The sequence below is a fragment of the Chromohalobacter marismortui genome, from assembly GCF_004364315.1.
GTDB lineage: Bacteria > Pseudomonadota > Gammaproteobacteria > Pseudomonadales > Halomonadaceae > Chromohalobacter > Chromohalobacter marismortui.
On record NZ_SOBR01000002.1, the window covers coordinates 49,042 to 68,954 of the forward strand.

The following is a 19,913-nucleotide window of genomic DNA, read 5'->3' on the forward strand; positions in this document are numbered from 1 at the left end:
ATATCGCTCTATAAAGACTTGTATTTATAGCGTTTTTTATGACGCAACTCCATGCCCACCATATCGATGAGACTTTTCTTGTAGAGGGGCTTGACAAGCCAATCCACACGAATTCTAATGCTAATGATAATAATTATTATTTAATATAAACCCAAAGGAGATCTTTCATGAACACTTCCCACCCCTTTAGCCGGCAATGCCTATCCATCGCGATAGCCGGCATCTGTGGCGCTACGTTGGTGCCTGCCGGCCTGGCTCAGGCACAGACTTCGAACACTGCAGGGGCTCAAGCCAGCAACGCTTCATCCGTGGAGCTCCCCGTACTGCAAGTGACGGAAGACAGAATCGCGAATGCGCTGCTGCCAACCGAGGGTTACACCGCCAGTACCAGCACCAGTGCTACCAAGACAGACACGCCGCTGATGAAGACGGCACAATCCGTGTCGGTCGTCACTCGAGAGCAGATCGAGGACCAAGGCGCAACATCGATACAGCAAGCCTTGCGTTATACGCCCGGCGTGTTCACCGGCGGGCGCAACGGCTTCGGCAACCGCTATGACTTCATTTCCATGCGGGGCTTCGGGGGTGTGGGTAGTCTCGACAATATCTATCTCGATGGCCTAAAAATGGCGGGCGATGTCTCGGGTTATAACTCGTTGCAAATCGATCCCTATTTCCTAGAGCGCATTGACGTCTTCAAAGGTCCAACCTCCGTATTGTACGGACAGAGTTATCCTGGCGGTTTGGTCGGTCTTACCAGCAAGCGCCCTCTTTTCACACCTACCCATGAAATCCAGTTGGAGGCAGGCACGCATGATGCCCGAGCTGCACGCTTTGATTTCAGTGGCCCCATAGGAGAGAGCCGGCGGGCAGCCTATCGCTTGGTCGGGTTGGCCAGCGGTTCCGATAGCCAGTTCGATCATGTGGAAAACGAGCGCTATACCATCGCACCTTCTCTGACGTTACTCCCAACCGACAACACCTCCTTGACCTTGATGGCCTATCTACAGCATGAGCCCAACAGTGGCTACTATGGGTGGACACCGGCGGATGGCACGGTGAGGGATCATAATGGCCGCAGGATCGACAACGACTTCTTCGATGGCGAGCCGGGGTTCAATGGATTCGAGCGTTATCAACGCTTGATCGGCTACCAGCTTAAACATCAGATCAACGATACGTGGCAGGCCCAGCAGAACTTCCGTTTCGCCTCTTCCGATATTGATTACGATCAGATCTATTCCAGTGGCTGGGTGGGAGACAGCAACCAACTCAACCGCCGCGTTGCGAGTGCCAATGAGTCACTTCATGCATACAAAGTCGACAATCAGCTCCAGGGCAATTTCACAACGGGGCCGCTTTCACACACACTGCTTGTCGGCCTGGACTATCAGTACCAGCGTAATTCAGGATCATGGCGTTTCGGTGCCGCCACTCCACTAAATGCCTTCGACCCAGAGTATGGCAACACGCAAGTCACATACGGTGCGCCCACCAATTTCATCAACAAGGTGGAACAAACCGGCGTTTACTTACAAGACCAGATAAGCCTGGGCCAGTGGCGCTTCAATCTTGCCGGACGTCAGGACTGGGCCGATACCAGTACCGCATACACCAATCTGGGGATGGCCTCCAAGAGCGACAGCAAAAAGTTCACCAGCCGCGCCAGCCTCTTGTATGCTTTCGACAACGGCGTCTCCCCTTACGTCAGTTATTCGGAGTCATTCGAACCCGCATCGGCCACCAACATTGATGCTTCAGGCAACACATTGGATCCCAGTGAGGCGTCTCAATACGAGTTGGGGCTCAAGTATCAGCCCCCTGGCAGCAATGATCAGTACACGGCTGCCATTTACCATCTCGAGCAGGAGAACGTTTCCGAGGCTATCCCCAACTCGCCATTCTATGAAGCCATCGGTAAAGTTCGCTCCCGAGGCCTGGAGCTGTCCGCCAAATTACACCCCACCGAACAGCTGTCCCTGATCGCCAGTTATACGTACACGGACATGGAATATGTCGAGACCAATGACGAAACCGAGGGCAACACACCCTATGGTGTTCCCCGGCATATGGCTTCAGCATGGGGTAAATATGAGTTCGCAGGAGGCATGTTAAACGGCCTGGGGGTCGGTGCAGGCGTTCGCTATAACGACTCCACCTGGGGCAACGATACCCATACATTCGAAGTGGATAGCTATACGCTGGTGGATGCCATGCTGGAGTATGATCTTGGCATGTTATCAAGCGACTTCCAGGGCATGAACGTAAGAGTCAATGCCAACAACCTGCTCGACAAGGATTATGTCTCTTCTTGCTCCAGCACCACGATCTGTCATTTTGGTGCAGAACGCAATGTCACGGCCACGTTGAGCTACAACTGGTAAACTATTGATTAGCATGGGTAAAGGAAACTTCCCGTTGCGACGCGGGCGAGCCTGTAACCGGGCTCGCCCGTGGCTAATGGGAACACCAAGGCGACTCATTCCCCGGTGGCTTCACGATCTCTTCTTGAACATTGACTATCGCCATGACTTGCCTTGCATGTGTTCTGCCAGCTGCCGCCGAACATGCTTGACAGCCAAGACAATTCGGCGCGCCAGGCATGCCTGGCGCGCCACTGCAGTCATGAAACCTCGACGATCGTTGCTGTTCAGACTGGCGTCCGCTCAGTAACGCGAGAGTAACGGTCGGCGCTTTCTTGCAATCGTTCCTGCAACTGAAGCAGTACGGTGTCGTCGGTCATGATCGAGAAATGATCCCTGGTGCTCTCAAAGGAGCTTCCCGGTATCCGGCTCATCTGTTCCTCCAGCGCCTGTCGATCCTCCCATGGCCTTTCCGCCGCCCACCAACAGTCCACCGCACAGTCCAATGCCGGCAAGCTGCTAGTCCGCAGGGAAAGTCTTTTCAGATGCCGTGCCACGCAGAAGATTCGAGCCAATTCCTCCCTGTCGAGTGCATCGTAACCTTCACGAAGCTGGACCCCCTTCGATGAGATTAGTCGCTCCAGTCGATGAGCGACCTCCGTTTCACTCGGCTCATCGGCGGGCGTCATGTCGCACACATGCTCCCTTTCGGGTTCCCTTCCTGGCAAGATCGCCGACACGAAAGCTGCAAAATCCTGCTGCCAGTCATCCTGGCCCTCTTTGCTGGTCCGCGGGATGAATGGGTCCACCAACGCAAGCAGACTCACTTCCTGGCCTTGTTCCTCGAGTCGAGCCGCAACCATGGTCGCAAGCGCCCCGCCTAGCGACCATCCCAGCAGCCGATAGGGACCCGATGGCTGAATTCGACGAATCGTTTCCATGTAGTCTTCAGCCATCGCTTCGAGCGACATGTCGCAATGCTGAACATCGGTCAGCATCCGGCAAGGTAGGCCGTATACCGTGCATGTGCCTTGCAGGCAACGGGCCAACGGCTGGTAATCGAAAACAGTCCCCATGACGGCATGAATGCAGAATAGCGGCGACTGGTCCTGACACTCACTATTGAGAGGGAGGGCCTCTTTCCGCGGCACACTCGACTCCTTTCCGCCTCCCAGCAACTCTGCAATGGTCGGCTTCTGCATCAGGTCGAGCAGTTTGAAGTCGAGTCTGGGCTCTCGCAGGATCCCTATACGACTCAGTACCTTCAGGCTCGTCAGGGAGTCTCCTCCCAGCTCGAAGAAGTTGTCGTGGCGTCCCACCCGCTCGATACCCAGCACCTCGGCCCAGATTGACGCCAGCGCCTCTTCCTTCTCGCCTTGCGGTAGCTCGTAGTGCGAGCCACTGGGCAGGCCCGGTTCAGGAAGCGCCTTGCGGTCCACCTTGCCATTGGCAGTCAGCGGGAGCGTCGCCAGCTCCATGATCGCTCCAGGTACCATGTAATAAGGCAGCTGCCGGCCGATTTGCTCGCGCAGCGCACTGGTATCGAAGTCGACGTCGGCATGGGGAACGACATAGGCCACCAGCCGCGCTCCAGTGGCACCATCGTGCACGACCACCACCGCCTCACGCACCGTCGGCTGGGCGAGTAGTTCGGCTTCGATCTCACCCAGTTCGATGCGCAGACCACGAACCTTCACCTGGTGATCGAGGCGTCCCAGGTACTCGAGCTGACCGTCATCCCGCCAGCGCGCCCGGTCGCCGGTACGGTACAGTCGCCCGCCCGCACCGAACGGATCGGCGACGAAGCGTTCCGCCGTGAGATCACTGCGATTGAGATAGCCACGGGCCAGGCTTATCCCACCGAGATAGAGCTCTCCCGCGACGCCCTGGGGCATCAGGTTGAGTTCACCATCCAAGACGTAGGTGCGGGTACCGCTAATGGGTCGCCCAATGGGAATCTGGCGGTGAGCGTCATCACGACACCACCAGTGAGTAACATGGATCGTGGCCTCGGTCGGGCCATAGAGGTCGTGCAGGTTCGCCCCGTCGAGGCGCTCGAACACGTCCTGCTGGAGAGCAGCCGGTACCGCTTCCCCACCACACATGATGTGCTTGAGACGTGTCCTGCTTCCGACATCGGGATAGTCCAGGAAAGCCTGCAGCATCGAGGGCACGAAATTGAGCGTGGTCACATCGTGCCGCTGGATCAGCTCGATGATGCGTTCTGGATCTCGATGGTCGCCGGGCTGGGCGATCACCAAACGTGCCCCGACACTCAGCGGCCAGAAAATCTCCCATACCGAGACGTCGAACCCGAATGGGGCCTTGTGCAATACGGCATCCGCATCCGTGAGTTGATATGCCTGCTGCATCCAGGTCATGCAGTTGGTCAAGGCCCCGTGACGAATGGCAGCCCCCTTGGGCCGCCCGGTGGAGCCCGAGGTGTAGATCACGTAGGCCAGGTGATCGCCGTGCAGTGCCACGCCGGGGTCGGTCGCCGCGTGATGTGCCACGTCCAGTCGATCCAGGGCGAGAACACTCAGCCCACCGGTTGCTGGCAGCACCTCGCGCAACTGCTGCTGTGTCAACAGCAGTTCGATGCCGCTGTCGGCGATCAGGTAGGCCAGCCGCTCGGCGGGGTAGTCCGGATCCAGCGGCACATAGGCGCCACCGGCCTTGAGGATACCCAGCAGCCCCACTACAAGTTCGACGGAGCGCTCGGCGGCGATGCCTACCCGCGTCTCGGGGCGCACGCCCAGGCCGATCAGATAATGCGCCAGGCGGTTAGCGCGGGCGGTGAGCTCGGCATAGCTGAGGCACTGATCGTCGAAGATCAGTGCCGTGGCCTCGGGCGTCGCATCGGCCTGGCGTTCGATCAGGCGATGTATCGGGACGATACCGCTATCACGCTGGGGATTTGTACCCCAGCTATGCAGTTGCTGGCGTTCCGCCTCGCTCAATAGTCCAATTTCGCTCATCGCCTGCTGCGGAGCCACTTGCAGGTTGGTCACGATACCGGCCAAGGCCGCTTTCAGATAGTCGCATAGTCGTTTCGCGCCAACCGTGCGGTCGACATGCCCGACCAGCTGAAAGCCCTCCCCTAGATCGTCCACTGCCATGCCGATGGGATAGTTGGTGCGATCCCTGCCACCCAACGTTTCCATGCCTGCCCACCCTCGGTGAATCGCTCCCTCGGGTTGCGGCGAACTGTAACGATAGTTCAGCAGGCTGGTGAACAGTGGTGCGCCAGCGGGCAGGCCGCTGCAGCGTTGCGCCAGGGCGAGGCTTGCATGCTCGTGGTGCAACAGACCGGTCAACATGTCATGGGTCCGGCGCAGGCACTCGGCCACATCCTTCCCTCCCAGCGTGATGCGAACGGGCAAGGTGTTGATGAACATCCCCAGCGCCCGTTCGGCGCCCTCGGTGCCTTGCATGCGCCCGAACAGCAGAGTGCCGAACACAACATCGTGCTGCCCGGTGGCCTTGCTCAGCACCTGGGCCCAGGCCAGATGGAACAGGCTGGCCGTGCTCACGCCATGACGCTGCGCCTGCTGCCGCACCTGTCGGGCCAGCTCCGCCTCCAGCGACATGCGCACTTCCTCGATGTCGCTGCCATTACCCCGTACATCCAGCAATCCGAACGGTGCCGTGGGTTCCTCCACGTCGCCCAGTTGCTCCCTGAAGAAGGCTTCGTGCTCTGCCGGGCTCACGCCCAGCCTCGCCTGCGCGACGTAGTCGCGGAAGGGCAGCGGCTTGGGCAACTCATCCTCTCGCCCTTGCTGAATGAGGTTGATTTCCTCCACGAGCAGATCGAGTGTCGTGTGATCGAGCACCAGGTGGTGGCTTGGCAGTTGCAGCAACCAACGTCCTTGCTCGTCGTCTCGTGCCGCAACCGCCCGGACCATCGGCGCCCGGCGCACATCGATGCGATACTGCTCAGGATTCACGTGGGCGTTCAGTCGTTCGGCCACACTGCCCGAGGCGTTGACGTCTTCCCCTTCCAGCCACTCGACCTCCAGTAAGGCGTGCCGTTGGACCACCTGTACCGGCTCGCGGAGCCCTTCCCACAAGACCGCGGTGCGCAGGATATCGTGGCGGACAATCAGCTGATTGAAACCGGTAATGAACCCTTCCAGTCGTTCCCGACTGTCGAAGCCCAGGAGGCACGGAAGGACATACGTGTCGCCCCGTTGCTGCAACCGGTGATGAAAGAGGATGCCTTCCTGCAGTGGTGCCAGCGGATAGATGTCCTGGATGTTGGCGCCTCCACCGGGTACCGCGCCTTCTATCCGGGCTATTTCCTCGACATTCAGGTCGATCAGCGTCAGCATCTCCGGCCGGATCGACTGACAGCTCTCCGGAATCCGATTGGGCGGTACGACAAGTTGCTGCCGCTCCGGTGCCTGAGACAGCGCCTTGGCGAAGGCCGCCAGTTCGGGACACTGGAACAGCGTTCGTACTTGCGCTGCCAGACCCCGAGCACGCAGGCGCTCCAGCACCCCCAGAGCCAGAAGCGAATGCCCACCGAGCTCGAAGAAGTTGTCGTGGCGCCCCACCCGCTCGACGCCAAGCACGTCCGCCCAGATCGCTGCCAGTGCCTCTTCCATTTCGCCTTGCGGGGCGACGTACGCTTCCCCACTGTCGAATTCCGGTGCCGGCAGCGCGTTGCGGTCCACCTTGCCATTGGGCGTCAACGGCAAGGCATCCAGCGTCACCATCACACTGGGGACCATGTAGTCGGGCAACATCTGCCCCAGGCGTTCGCGTAGCGCGGCCGTGTCGATCGGGACATGCGGCGGGGCCACGACATACGCCACCAGCCGCGTACCGCCCGGGCCTTCCCGGGTAGCTACCACGACATCGCGGATTTCTGCGAATGTCGCCAACCGGGCCTCGACTTCACCGAGCTCGAGACGCTGGCCCCGAATCTTGACCTGCTGATCGCCACGACCTACATACTCCAGCACACCGTCGGCGCGATAGCGGGCCAGATCGCCCGTCCGATAGAGCCGTTCACCGGGCTTAACGGCATGCGGGTCGGCCACGAAGCGCTCCGCCGTCAGGTCCGGTCGGTTCAGGTAGCCCCGCGCGATACCCACGCCAGCGACATACAGCTCGCCGCATACGCCGGCAGGCAGTGGATTCAGATGATCGTCCAGGACGAGCAGACGAGTATTGTCGGTTGGCCTGCCGATCGGCACTACCGACGAACTTTCGTCATCCTCCGCACGCAGCAGATACAGCGCCACGTCGTCGGCGCATTCGGCGGGGCCGTAGGTATTGACCAGGGGGATCGAGGGGTAATGCGCGTGCCATTGACGCGCCAGCTCGGAGGTCGAGGCTTCGCCGGTGGGCAGCATCCAGCGCAGCGCCGGCAGCTCGGCCGGCGGATGGGCCAGCAGGCTCTGGATCAGCGCGGGTACGCTTTGCAGCACCGTGATGCCGTTGTCGCGAACGGCATCGAGCAGCTTGCCGGGATCGCGTGCGATCTCGTCGGGGACGATCTCGACACAGGCGCCACACAGCAGCCCGGCCAACGTTTGCCAGACGGCGATATCGAAGCTCAGCGCTGCCGTCTGCGCGATGACATCGCTGGCCGACAGCTCCAGATAGGGAACCTTGCTCAACTGGTTGTTGAGCATGCCACGGTGACTGACCACCACGCCCTTGGGTTCACCGGTCGAACCGGAGGTATAGATGACGTAGGCGGCCTGATCGGGATGCACCGGGAAGGCGATATCCCCCACCGGCCCCTCCGCCGCGACAAGCTCCTCGAATACGAGCAGTTTCGGCGGACTGGGCATGCTGGCAAGCACCGGTTCGAGACACGGCAGTTGATCGAACGTAGCAATCACTAACGAAGCTCGACTGGACGCCAGCATATCGACGATACGCTGCTCGGGAAGCCGAGTGTCCAGCGCCAGATACGCACCGCCAGCCTTGAACGTAGCCAGGATCATGCTCGGCAACGCCAGGCTGCGCTCGGCATATAGCGCCACGACGTCATCCTTCTTCACGCCGACTTGCCACAACGCCCGGGCGATGCGATCCGAGGTATCATCTAGCTGATCATAGGTGAGCATGTCTCCTTGGTGGCGTACGGCAGCCTGGTGTGGATGAGTCCGAACCTGCTCACGGAACAGTTCGATATAGCCTTGCTCGAAGGGATAAGCCATCGACGGCCCACGGCACCGGGCCAATTGCGCCTTGACCTGGTCGGCTGGCAACGCTTCCAGTTCATGATATGGCACGTCGGGTCTTTCGATAATTTGCAACAGAATCTGACGGAAGCCTGAAAGCAAGCGCTCGACGTCGGAACCGTCAAACTTGCGTGTGTCGTAGGAGAACTGCAGCATCAACTGCTCGCCAGGCACCACCACTACGGTCAAGGGATAATTGGTGTGGGTGCGATTCCCCTTGATGGACACATGAAGATCTTGGATCTTCTCCGTTAGATTCGAATCTATAGGCGCATTCTCGAACACAAAGAGGCTGTCGAACAGGCTGCGCCCTTGTGAGCGCTCTCCCAAGGATTGAATTTCGACCAACGGCAGGTGCTCGTATTGACGCATCTCCAGGTTTTTCGCCAATAACGCATGCAGCCAATCAAGGACGGATGTTTGCGGCGAAGGGGCTGACACACGCAGAGGAATCGTGTTGATAAACAGCCCCATCGTCTCCTGTATGCCCTCCAATTCTAGCGGACGCCCAGCCACCGTCACGCCAAACAGGATGTCATCCACCTGGGAAAGCCGCCCTAACAGCAATGCCCATGCCCCTTGCACAATCGTATTGACAGTCAATTGATGCTGTCGGGCAACGATCTGTAGTCCTGCACTCTCATCGTGGGAGAGCGAGGAGAACACATCGGCTACCGTGGCAACACTGTCGAGCGAGCCGTGCGGTTTAAGATACGGAATCGGCGTCACCTCACCGAAACCTTCAAGCTCCTGTTGCCAGTAGTCGCGAAGCGCCATTACATCCTGCTGCTGCAACCAGGCAATAAAATCACGATACGGCCTTGGCTGCGTCAACTCGTGCCTCGTACCTAGTCGACAGGCATCGTAGTAGTGGAAAAAATCGCTGAGCAGCAGGGAGCGGCACCAGGCATCCATCAGAATATGGTGGAAACTCTGTACGACGTAGAACAGGTTCTCCGCCAGTTGAACAAGGCGTACCTTTAGCAACGGTGGCTGTTCCAGATCGAAGCCATCGTCGAGCTCCTGACGCAGTAACACCGCCAAGCGACGATCAGCCTCGTCCTCGTCAATGCCGTGCCAATCGATATATTCGACAGGTGAAGGGACTTGCCGATACACCACCTGCAGTTGCATATCTTCGGTTTGCCAGACGAAGCCCGTACGTAGTACCTCATACCGTTCGACGACTCGCTGCCAGGCTTTCTCGAAAGCATTGACATCAATAGGCGACGCAAACCGGTAGCGATCCTGCATCATGTACATGCCTGCGCCTGGATTGAGCAGGGTATGCAATAACAGCCCTTGCTGCATCGGTGCCAGCGGGTAGATGTCCTCGACATTGGCGGCATCCAACCGCAAGCCGTCCAACTGTTCTTGACTCAGCCCCGCCAGCGGGAAGTCCGATGGCGTGACGCCGCGAAACCCGCTGTCACAGTGCTCGATCAATGCCTCCAGTTGCATCTGGAAACTTGCTTGCAAGGCACGCATCGTTGCCTCGCCGTGAATCTCACGACTGTAATGCCAGTCAAAGCGCAGTTGGCCTTCCTGAACCCAGGCCACCACCTCGATCCAGGTACGGCGCTCACTCTGCGGCGCACGGGGCTGCCCTGGGCTCTCTTTGGCGAGCCGCCAGGCCGCATCGCCTGGCAGAGTACGATCTAACTGGCCCAGATAATTGAAGGTGACCTGAGGATAGGCGCCACCGGCCAGCGCGGGCTCCTCTTTCAGATAGCGCAGCACGCCGTAGCCGAGTCCCTTGTCGGGCACCTGACGCAGTTGCTCCTTGATGGCCTTGAGATTCGAACCCGGTTCCGCATTGCCCGGCGCCAGGCGAACCGGGTAAAGGGATGTGAACCAACCCACGCTGCGACTGAGGTCGACACCATCGAACAGGTCTTCGCGGCCATGGCCTTCCAGCTCGACCAGCACGCTGTCTCGCTCCGCCCATTGGCACAGGGCGCTCGACAGCGCGGTCAGCAACACATCGTCGACCTGGGTACGGTAGGCTTTATGTATCGGTCCCAGCAGTTGCGTGGTCGCCTCGGCAGACAAGCTGCCAGCAAGTGATGCGATGTCGGCAGCGGTGTTGCTGCCCTGAGGGTTCCGTGATGGCAGGTTGGGCTCTGGCTCTTTGACGAGGCCTTCCCAATAGGAGCGCTGCTCAGCCAACGCCTCCGATGTGGCGTAGTCGGCCAGGACTCGCGACCACTCCTCTAGCGAAGTGGTAGCGGATGGCAGGTCGATGGCCTTTCCTGCACTTGACTGCGCGTAGGCCGCTTGCAGGTCGTCGAGAATCACGCGCCACGAGACGCCGTCGACCACCAGGTGGTGAGCCACCAGCAGCAGGCGTCCACCATGATCGCCTCCCAATTCCATCCAGATGGCACGAAACGGGCGTTCCAGGCTCAGGCTGCGCTGGGCAGCATCGGCGGTTTGAGTAAGCGCTTGCACGAGATCGGCATGCCCACTCAGATCCAGGTGCTCGAAGAGGTCATCGGCTAGCTTGCCATAGGCTTGTTGCCAGCTATCGCCAATGCGCTCAAAGCGCAACCGCAAGGCACCATGGTGTTCTACCACGGCCTCAATGGCACGCCGTAGCAGCGCGGCATCGACTCCACTGGCCGCTTCCAGCATCAACGACTGATTCCAGTGGTGTTGCCCAGCGCCGTAGTGCTCGAAGAACCAGCGCTGTACCGGCAGCAGTGCAAAGGAAGCCGCTTTATCAGGCGCAGCCGCTGGTTTAGGAGCGATGGCAGCTAGAGGTGTGGCCATCGCCGCCACGGCGGCCACGGTCTGCCCTTCCATCAACTGCTTGGGCGTTACCTTGTAGCCACGCTTACGCGAGCGCGCGACGATCTGCAGGCTGAGGATGGAGTCGCCGCCCAGTCCGAAGAAGTTGTCGTTGCGTCCCACCTGCTCGCAGCCGATCACCTCGGCCCAGACAGCGGCCAAGATTTCCTCCGCGTCTCCCTGCGGAGCTTCGAAAGACTCAACGCCACCGGCCGCATCCGGTTCCGGTAGCGCCTGCCGATCCAGCTTGCCGTTGGCGGTCAGTGGCAGGGCGTCCAACTGGGTGATGCCGGCCGGCACCATGTAATCCGGCAAGCGGCCACCAAGCTGCTCGAGCAGCACTGACGGATCGAACTCGGATCCGGCCTCGGCTACCACATAGGCATGCAACTGCGTGCGGCCATCCTCGCTTTCACGTGCAACGACCCCGGCGTCGTCGATGCCCGGCCAATCACGCAGCACCGCGGCGATCTCGCTTGGCTCCAGCCGATAGCCCCTGACCTTGACCTGATCGTCCACGCGACCGAGGAATTCCAGGCTACCGTCGGCCAGTTGACGCACCCGGTCACCGCTACGATAAAGCCGCTCGCCCGTATGAAAAGGGCTGGCGATGAAGCGTCCCGCCGTTTGCCCCAGCCGCTGCAGATAACCTTGCGCCAAACCGGCACCCCCCAGATAGAGCTCGCCAGCAACGCCCCTCGGCACCGGGCTGAGCCAGGGATCGAGCACATAAGCCTGAGCATTGGCCAGCGGCGTGCCGATCGGCAGTGTGGCGGCATGCCGATCCGCCGCCTCGGCCTCCTGTGTCAGGATGCCTACCGTGGTTTCGGTAGGGCCATAGTGGTTGAGTACTCGGCATCCCGGACTGAGTTCGGCGATACGCTCCACCAGTGCCCAATCGGCGGCCTCCCCACCGAGAATCAGACGCTCTCTCGGCAGTACGTCTGCCGGGCTCGCCGCACTCAGTAGCGCTCGCAGGTGGCTGGGCACGATCTTGAGGACATCTATGCGACGTTCACGCATGCAAATGGCGAACGCATCCGGATCGAAGGCGCATTCCTGCGGTATCAGATGCAGCGTGCGCCCCGTGCACAAGGCCCCGAACAGCACGGTGTGTCCCAGGTCAGCCGCCACCGTCGAGACCATCGCCATGTTGCGGGCATCTTCTGGTAGCGCCAGCGCCTCAAGAACGCCCTGCACGTAATTGGCCAGCGCACCGTGACTGACCGCCACCCCTTTGGGCTTACCCGTGGAGCCAGAGGTATAGATCACATAGGCGGTCTGCTGGGGATGGATGACGGGTGGTTCGTGCTCAACTGCAGTCGGAAGATCGTCGGCAAACGCCAGTTCCATTACCGGAACGGCACCGCTCCAGTCGCAAGCCGTACCGCTCAGCATTAAGCGAGCACCACTGTCAGCCAGTTGATAGGCCAAACGCTCGGTTGGTAGTTGCGGATCCAGCGGTACGAAAGCCCCGCCCGCTTTGAGTACGGCGAGAATGCCGAGCACGTACTCGCACGAGCGCTCGGCATGAACGCCAACGCGCACATCGGGGCCTACGCCCTGGGCCACTAACGCTGCCGCCAACCGTTTAGCCTGGGTATCGAGACTGGCATAGGTGAGCGCCACGTCCGATGCTTCTCGCATGGCCCAGCGTTGGGCGTTTTCCTCGACAGCGCGATCCCAGAGTTCCATGACGCTGCCAAAGGGGACGGTCGATATCTTGCCTTGCAGCACCGATATGGGGGGTGGCATTTCAAGCGACACCAACGAGGCATCAGGCGATTGCAGGACCTGCTCAGCCAAACGTTGCATGGCTTCGGCGAGTTTCGAGATCGTCGTTTCGTCGAACAGAGCCGTCGCGTAGGTGAATGCGCAGCGAATGCCATCGGAAGTATCGGTGAAGTCAAAACTGAGATCGAAGTGAGCATCCCCGCCGCTGAGTTCCTCGATATATACCGTGAGATCGCCCACGCGCTTCTCACGTTCAAACGCTTCCTGCTGGGTACATTTCACCTGAAACAGCGGATGTACTCCCGATTGCCGCTCGGGCTGAAGTGCATCTACCAAGAGATCGAACGGAATATCCTGATAGTCCTGCGCATCGAGCACCGTTTCCTTGACATCGGCTAGTAAATCGACAAAGCCCTTGATGGGGTTCACGCATGTCTTCAGCACTTGAACATTGAGTAGATACCCCATAAGCCCGTGTGTTTCCGCTTTCTTGCGGTTGGCGCTTGGGGAACCGACGCGTATTTCTTTCTGCCCACTGAATCGATATAACGTCAATTTCAACAGTGACAGCATCACCATATAGAGGGAAGCGCCCTGCTGTCGGGCCAACTGGTGGAGACCACCGCTCATTTCTCGAGGCAACTTCAGGTGATAGAGGCTGGCTTCCGACGTTTCCTGCAAGCCCCTCGGCCGGTCCAGAGGAAGCTCGATAGGCGAATGCGAAACACCAAGCCGCTTGCGCCAGTGTTCTAACTGCCGTTCCTTTTCTCCAGCTTCGAACCAGCCTCTTTGCCATACCGCATAATCGCCGAATTGAATCGGCAACACTGGTAACGCATCATCGCGGTGTTCGACTCGAGCCTCATAGAGTTCGAACAATTCATTGATCAGCAGCCGGACCGACCAACCATCGCAAGCAATATGGTGCAGCACGACAACGACCGCATGATAGCTGGCATCCAGTTGATAGATTGCCGTCCGGAACGGAATCTCTTCATCAAGGGCAAATGGCCGCCGAGAAAACTCGTCAACCAAGCCCTCTAGTGCTTCTGTCCGCTCGGACTCGGAATAGTCGTTCAGTGCCCCGTGTGACACGGGGATACTCCAGTCTTCGACGACCTCCTGGAAAGGCTCTCCATCGTCATTTTGAGGATATATCGTTCGCAGAATTTCATGTCGACGCACAAGGTCATTCAAACTCGACTCGAACTTCACGACGTCCAGCGGCCCTTTCATATAAATAACTCCCGGCATATTGTATGCAGGGCTCGTCGGATCGAGACGCCACGTCAGCCATAAACTACGCTGCGAATACGACAAGGGAAGCTGCTCATCCCGTGCTGCGGGAACGATGGGTAATTCACGAAAGTCGATGCCACTGCTTCTCAACTTCTTCAGGAAGGTTCGCTTGGCTTCCGGTTGCAGCACTGCAAAACGCTGAGCGATTTTTCTTTCGTCCAACTCCATGATTCACCCTTCCAATTCGTTGAGCAGTTGATTCATGGCGGAAAGTCGCTGTGTGCGGCTCTCATCGTCATTCGCGTCTCTTGGCGTGACCTGTTCTGCCACATGCGCCAGCGTCGGGTATTCGAAAATCAGCCTCACTGACAGATCCTTTCCCAGACGCTGCGCGAAACGCGCCGATATCTGAATCGCTGCAAGCGAGTGGCCACCCAACTCGAAGAAATCGTCATACCGGCCGACCCGCTCGACACCCAGCACTTCCGACCAGATCGCAGCCAGCGTCTCTTCCACTTCGCCTTGCGGCGCCTCGTGGTTGTCATTCCCCAACAACTCCGGCACAGGCAACGCCTGACGATCCACCTTGCCGTTGGGGAGCCGTGGCATCTCGTCCAGTGCCATCACATGCGCTGGTATCATGTAATCCGGCAGTGTATCGGCGAGGTTCGACTTCACGACCGACGCAGCGACCCGATCGCCCACCACATAGCCCACCAACTGCCGCCCCGCATCCGTTTCAACGAGCCGCACCACCGCTTCTCGGACCCCGTTACACTGCTGCAATGCAGCCTCTACTTCGCCAAGCTCGATACGGAACCCGCGCAGTTTGACCTGTTGATCCAGGCGGCCCAGGTATTCCAACTGCCCCGACTCGTTCACACGCACCCGGTCGCCCGTGCGATACAGCCGGGCACCATTCATGAACGGATGGGGCACGAAGCGTTCCGCCGTCACCCCCGGTCGCCCCAGGTAACCGCGCGCCAAGCCGCCCTCCAGATAGAGTTCACCCGCCATGCCAGGCGGCACCCGGTTGAGATCGGCATCCAGGACATGGCCTTGGCGGTCGCCGACGGGTTCGCCGATCGGGGCGTAGGTGCTTGCAAAGTCAGCCTCTTCCGCTGCGGCGCGCCATAGCGCTGGTGTCACTACCGCTTCGGTAGGCCCATAGCCATTGATGATCCACCGCGGCTGCAAGGCTGCTACGGCATCGCGCAGCATCTCCCGGTCGAAAACCTCCCCGGCGAAACAGTAGGTCGTCACGCCTGGCGCTCTCTGCTGGTGTCCTGCCCACTCGGCCAGCTGCCGCAGATAACTCGGCGGGAACGCGGCCACCGTGATGCCTTCGTCCGTCAGGCAGTCATAAGTCTGCTGGACACTCCAGAGTGCTTGGTCGCGCAGCACCACGCGAGCCCCCCGACTAAGCGGTGACAACCACCGCTCGTGGGCACCGTCGAAGCTGATCGACAGGAAATGCAGCTCCCGATCGTTCTCGGTCAGTTCATAGCGGTCCGCGATGCTCTGACAATGCATGGCCAAGGCGCCATGTTCGACTGCAACGCCCTTCGGAATGCCCGTGGAACCCGAGGTGTAGATCAGGTAGGCCAGTTGCTGGGAATGGATGGAAATGCGGGGAGGGCTTGCCGCTTCCAGCGAGAGGTCCAGTCGGTCCAGATCGGTCGCCTCGACGCCCTCGCTGCGCGGCAAACGCTCGATTGCCGCGCCGTGACTGAGCAAAAGCCTGATGCCGGCGTCAGCCTGCATGTAACGTAGCCGCTCGGCAGGATAATCGGGATCAAGAGGCACATAGGCACCACCTGCCTTGAGAACGCCATAGAGGGCCACTATCAGGTCCACGCTGCGTACCATGCCGACTCCGACGGGCACGTCCGGTCCCACCCCGTGGCGTCGCAACCAATGTGCCAGGCGGTTGGCCCGAGCGTCCAAATCGGCGAAATCGAGGCGCTCGGCACCGCACACCACCGCGATAGCCTCTGGTGTCATCGCCGCCTGGCGCTCGATCTGTCGGTGGATGGCATCGACATGGGAATAGCGAGACGCATGCCCACCCCACCGGGCCAGTTGTTGCCGTTCGGCTTCGCCAAGCACTTCCATGTCGCCCAGCGATTGCCCGGGTGTTGCAAGCATTCTTTCCAACAAGGCCTGGAAGTGACCCGAGAGTCGCTCGATGGTGGTGGGCTCGAAAAGTTCCGAGGCATAAATCATGCTGAATGCCAGCTTTCGACCCGGGAACTCCCGAACGTCCAATACCAGATCGAATTGGGCATCCTGCTGCAGAAAGCTCGAGTCGCTCGGCATCAGCTCGGACACATCCTGAAATGCGCGCATATCCTCGTGTCGATAATTGAATGCGACTTGCACAAGAGGATTGTGAGTCGAGCTACGCGCGGGCTGCAGTGCTTCGACTAGCTGCTCGAAAGGCAAGTCCGAGTGTGCCAAGGCATCGATCATCGTGTCCCGGCACTGGGTCAGGATCCTCCGAAGTGAGTGGTGACTCCTGATCACATTCCGCATCACCAGGGTATTGACGAAAAGCCCGATAACACCTTCGATTTCCCGACGCTGGCGATTGGCAACCGGTACTCCCACGCGAATATCGCTCTGTCCGCTACACCGGAACAACAATGCCTGGAAGGTGGCCAGAAGCACGGTGACAAGACTCGTATTCTGGCGTTCCGCAAGTCGGAACAGACCTTTCTGAAGGTCTTCGGAAAGCACAAACTCATGCTGGCCGGCACGCTTCGCAAACGCCCTCTGCCGCGGATGATCAGTTGGAAGGTTCAACGTGGGGTGCTCACTGCCGAGCTGTTGCTTCCAGTAAGCAAGCTGTCGCTCCCCCTCGCAGGATGCCAGCCAATCGCGATGCCAGGCCGCATAGTCGACGTACTGAACACTCAAGAAGGACAGCCCGGCAGGCTCACGACGTTTATGAGCACGGTAAAGAGCGGCCAGTTCATCGAACATGATCTGCATCGACATACCATCCGAGACGATGTGATGCATGACAACGGCCAAGACATGAGCGTCGTCGCTCAAGCGCAACAATACCGCACGCAGCAAGGGGCCCTCCGAGAGATGGAACGGCTCGTCATTGAAACGCCGTACCGTGTCATCCTCGTGTTGGCGTTGCTCTTCGGCAGTCAAACCACGCAAGTCCAACACGTCCAGCCCAAGGTGCTCGGGTGGCATGACCGATTGCCTGGGGAGTCCTTCATTGTCGAGGTGAAACAGAGTGCGCAGCGACTCATGACGGACTACCAAATCGTCAAAAGCGGCCTGCAACGCAGCGATATCCAGTTGACCCGCTAAACGCAAGACACCACCGATATGATAAGCCGTGCTCTGAGGGTTCAGTTGCCACAGGAACCAGAGACGTTGCTGAGCATGGGAAAGAGGCAGTGGCTTGACTCGGCGCTCAGGTGGCAATAGCGGTATCGGCGAACGCCTCGAAGTGACGTGCTCGTCTCTCAGACGGTCTACCGCTTCCGCCATGTCATCGAGCGCGGCATGCTGGAATACGGATGAAGCCGAGAGGTCGACCGCCCAATGATCGCTAATGCGTGATGCCAACCGCACCGCCGCCAAGGAATCGCCGCCGCTGGCAAAAAAATTCGCTTGTCGTCCCAATGCCCGGCTGTCGTCATGGCCAAGCACCTGGCGCCAGAGCATTGCCAACGCCTGCTCGGTTGAAGTCTCGGGCGCTTCGGCGACCTGCGGAGACTCGCCCTCTCCAGCAAACCTCCCGAATTCATGGACGGCATAGGCATCCAGCGTTCCCGCCTGCCAGCCCTGGCGGCAGGCGCTGCGCTGCAGTTTGCCGCTGGAGGTCTTCGGCAACCCGCCGGGGTTGAGCAGCAGTGCAACCGATAGCGGCTCATGACAGGCGTTGCCGACCGCCTCGCTCAGGGCATCGATCAGTTTTTCGGCGGGCACCAGCTTCTGCATGCCGCGGGAGACTTCTGCCGCGACCCCGATCCCTTCGGCGCCGTCGGGCGTGGTCACCGCAAAGGCCGCGATTCGTCCCTTGCGAACCGCCTCCACCTCCGCTTCGATAGCGCACTCGATGTCCTGGGGGTAGACGTTATGGCCACGCAGGATGATCAGATCCTTGATGCGCCCCGCGATATACAGCTGCCCATCATTCAGGAAGCCCAGGTCGCCGGTACGCAGCCAGCGATCGTCTGGGGCGTTGTGGTCTTCTGCCTGGGTATCGTGAGCGTCGCTATCGTGAGCCCCGGTACGTTGCCAGCTAACACCACCACGGGTAACAAAGGTTTTGGCCGTGGCTTCCGGGTTGTGCCAATACCCCTGTGCCACGCTGGGCCCCTTGACCCAGATCTCACCGACCTCACCCTCGGGCAGCGAGTGGAACTCCTGAGGGTCGACGATATCGATGCCGTGGTCGGGCGCCGGGGTGCCACAGCCCACCAGAGTGTTGCCTTCAACCGCTGAGGCAGCCTTTCCCTCGGCCAGCGACTGACGAGAAAACGCAGTGCCCACCACGCCCGTACCGCGAGGATTACAGCTCACCAGCAGCGTCGCCTCGGCCAGGCCATAGCAGGGCGCGGCAGTCTCGGCGGCAAAGCCCGCCGGGCGGAAGCGTTCGATAAAACCAGTGAGGGTCGAGTGTCGCACCGGCTCGGCGCCCGAGAACGCCAACCGCCAACTCGAGAGATCCAGCGCTGCGAGCTGGTCGTCGCGAATGCGCTCGAGGCACAGTCGATAAGCGAAATCTGGGCCCCCGCTGACGGTACCGCGGTGACGGGAAATCGCCTCCAGCCAGCGAACCGGCCGCTGCAGAAAGAAGGTGGGGCTCATCAACACCACGGGGATACCGCGATGGAGAGGCTGCAACAGACCGCCGATCAGCCCCATGTCGTGGTAGAGCGGCAGCCAGCTGACGAAGACATCATCGGCGCCGATCGAGAAGCCCGTCTCGATGGCGACTTCGTTGGCCATCAGGTTGCCATGGCTGACCATGACCCCCTTGGGCGCTGCCGTGGAGCCCGAGGTGTATTGCAAGAAGGCGATATCGTCTTCGTGCGGGCGGTGCTCGGCCCAGCATTCGGCGCGAGACTCGTCCACACCATCCACGGGGATCAATTCGGCACTACCGAAGCCCTCGCTTGCCGAGGCGACCACCTCGATGATCGTCGTCGAGGTGAGCACACAGGCAGCCCGGGAGTCGGCGGCAATGGCGCGCAGGCGCGCCAGGTGCTGCTGTTTCGACGACTCCGGCGGAAAGACCGGCACGGCAATGACCCCGGCATGGAGGCAGGCGAAGAATGCCACCACATAGCGCTGGTCGTTATCGAGCAGTATCAGGGCCCGCTCGCCCGGCGCGAAGCGCTCCTGCAGCTCGGCGGCCAGAGCCCGCGAGCGTCGCTCGAGGGTGGCGTAGTCGAGGGTAATTTCACCCTGCGCGTTCACCACGACCAGGGCCCTGTCGGCAGGCCGCTCTCTGGCCAGCCTGCCGAGGTGCTCGATAAAGTCGCGAGGATGATCGGTGCGTGGTGTCGGGATGTGTCCTGCGTTCATGGGGATACCTGCTGGAAAGCCGAGGGCC

At 60.1% G+C, this 19,913-nt stretch carries 3 protein-coding genes; 1 reads left to right on the top strand and 2 read right to left on the bottom strand.

The window, feature by feature from the left end; all coding sequences use genetic code 11:
• Nucleotides 1–167 precede the first annotated feature (167 nt).
• Nucleotides 168–2,384, top strand: coding sequence for a TonB-dependent siderophore receptor (locus tag C8E00_RS03550; protein WP_133694654.1), 2,217 nt, complete (start codon nucleotides 168–170; stop codon nucleotides 2,382–2,384).
• A gap of 266 nt (nucleotides 2,385–2,650) precedes the next feature.
• Here C8E00_RS03550 and C8E00_RS03555 read toward each other — a convergent pair whose 3' ends face one another.
• Nucleotides 2,651–14,554 (bottom strand): amino acid adenylation domain-containing protein, encoded by an 11,904-nt coding sequence (locus tag C8E00_RS03555; RefSeq protein ID WP_133694656.1) that lies wholly within the window; start codon nucleotides 14,552–14,554, stop codon nucleotides 2,651–2,653.
• Nucleotides 14,555–14,557: 3 nt separating this feature from the next.
• The gene (locus C8E00_RS03560) at nucleotides 14,558–19,885 is read right to left on the bottom strand and encodes a non-ribosomal peptide synthetase (RefSeq protein ID WP_133694658.1); all 5,328 of its coding nucleotides are present in this window, start codon (nucleotides 19,883–19,885) and stop codon (nucleotides 14,558–14,560) included.
• Nucleotides 19,886–19,913 lie beyond the last annotated feature (28 nt).

Bases quoted from the DNA above. Each gene is read 5' to 3' on its own strand.
- C8E00_RS03560 (WP_133694658.1), bottom strand. From the start codon at position 19,885: ATGAACGCAGGACACATCCCGACACCACGCACCGATCATCCTCGCGAC.
- C8E00_RS03550 (WP_133694654.1), top strand. From the start codon at position 168: ATGAACACTTCCCACCCCTTTAGCCGGCAATGCCTATCCATCGCGATA.
- C8E00_RS03555 (WP_133694656.1), bottom strand. From the start codon at position 14,554: ATGGAGTTGGACGAAAGAAAAATCGCTCAGCGTTTTGCAGTGCTGCAA.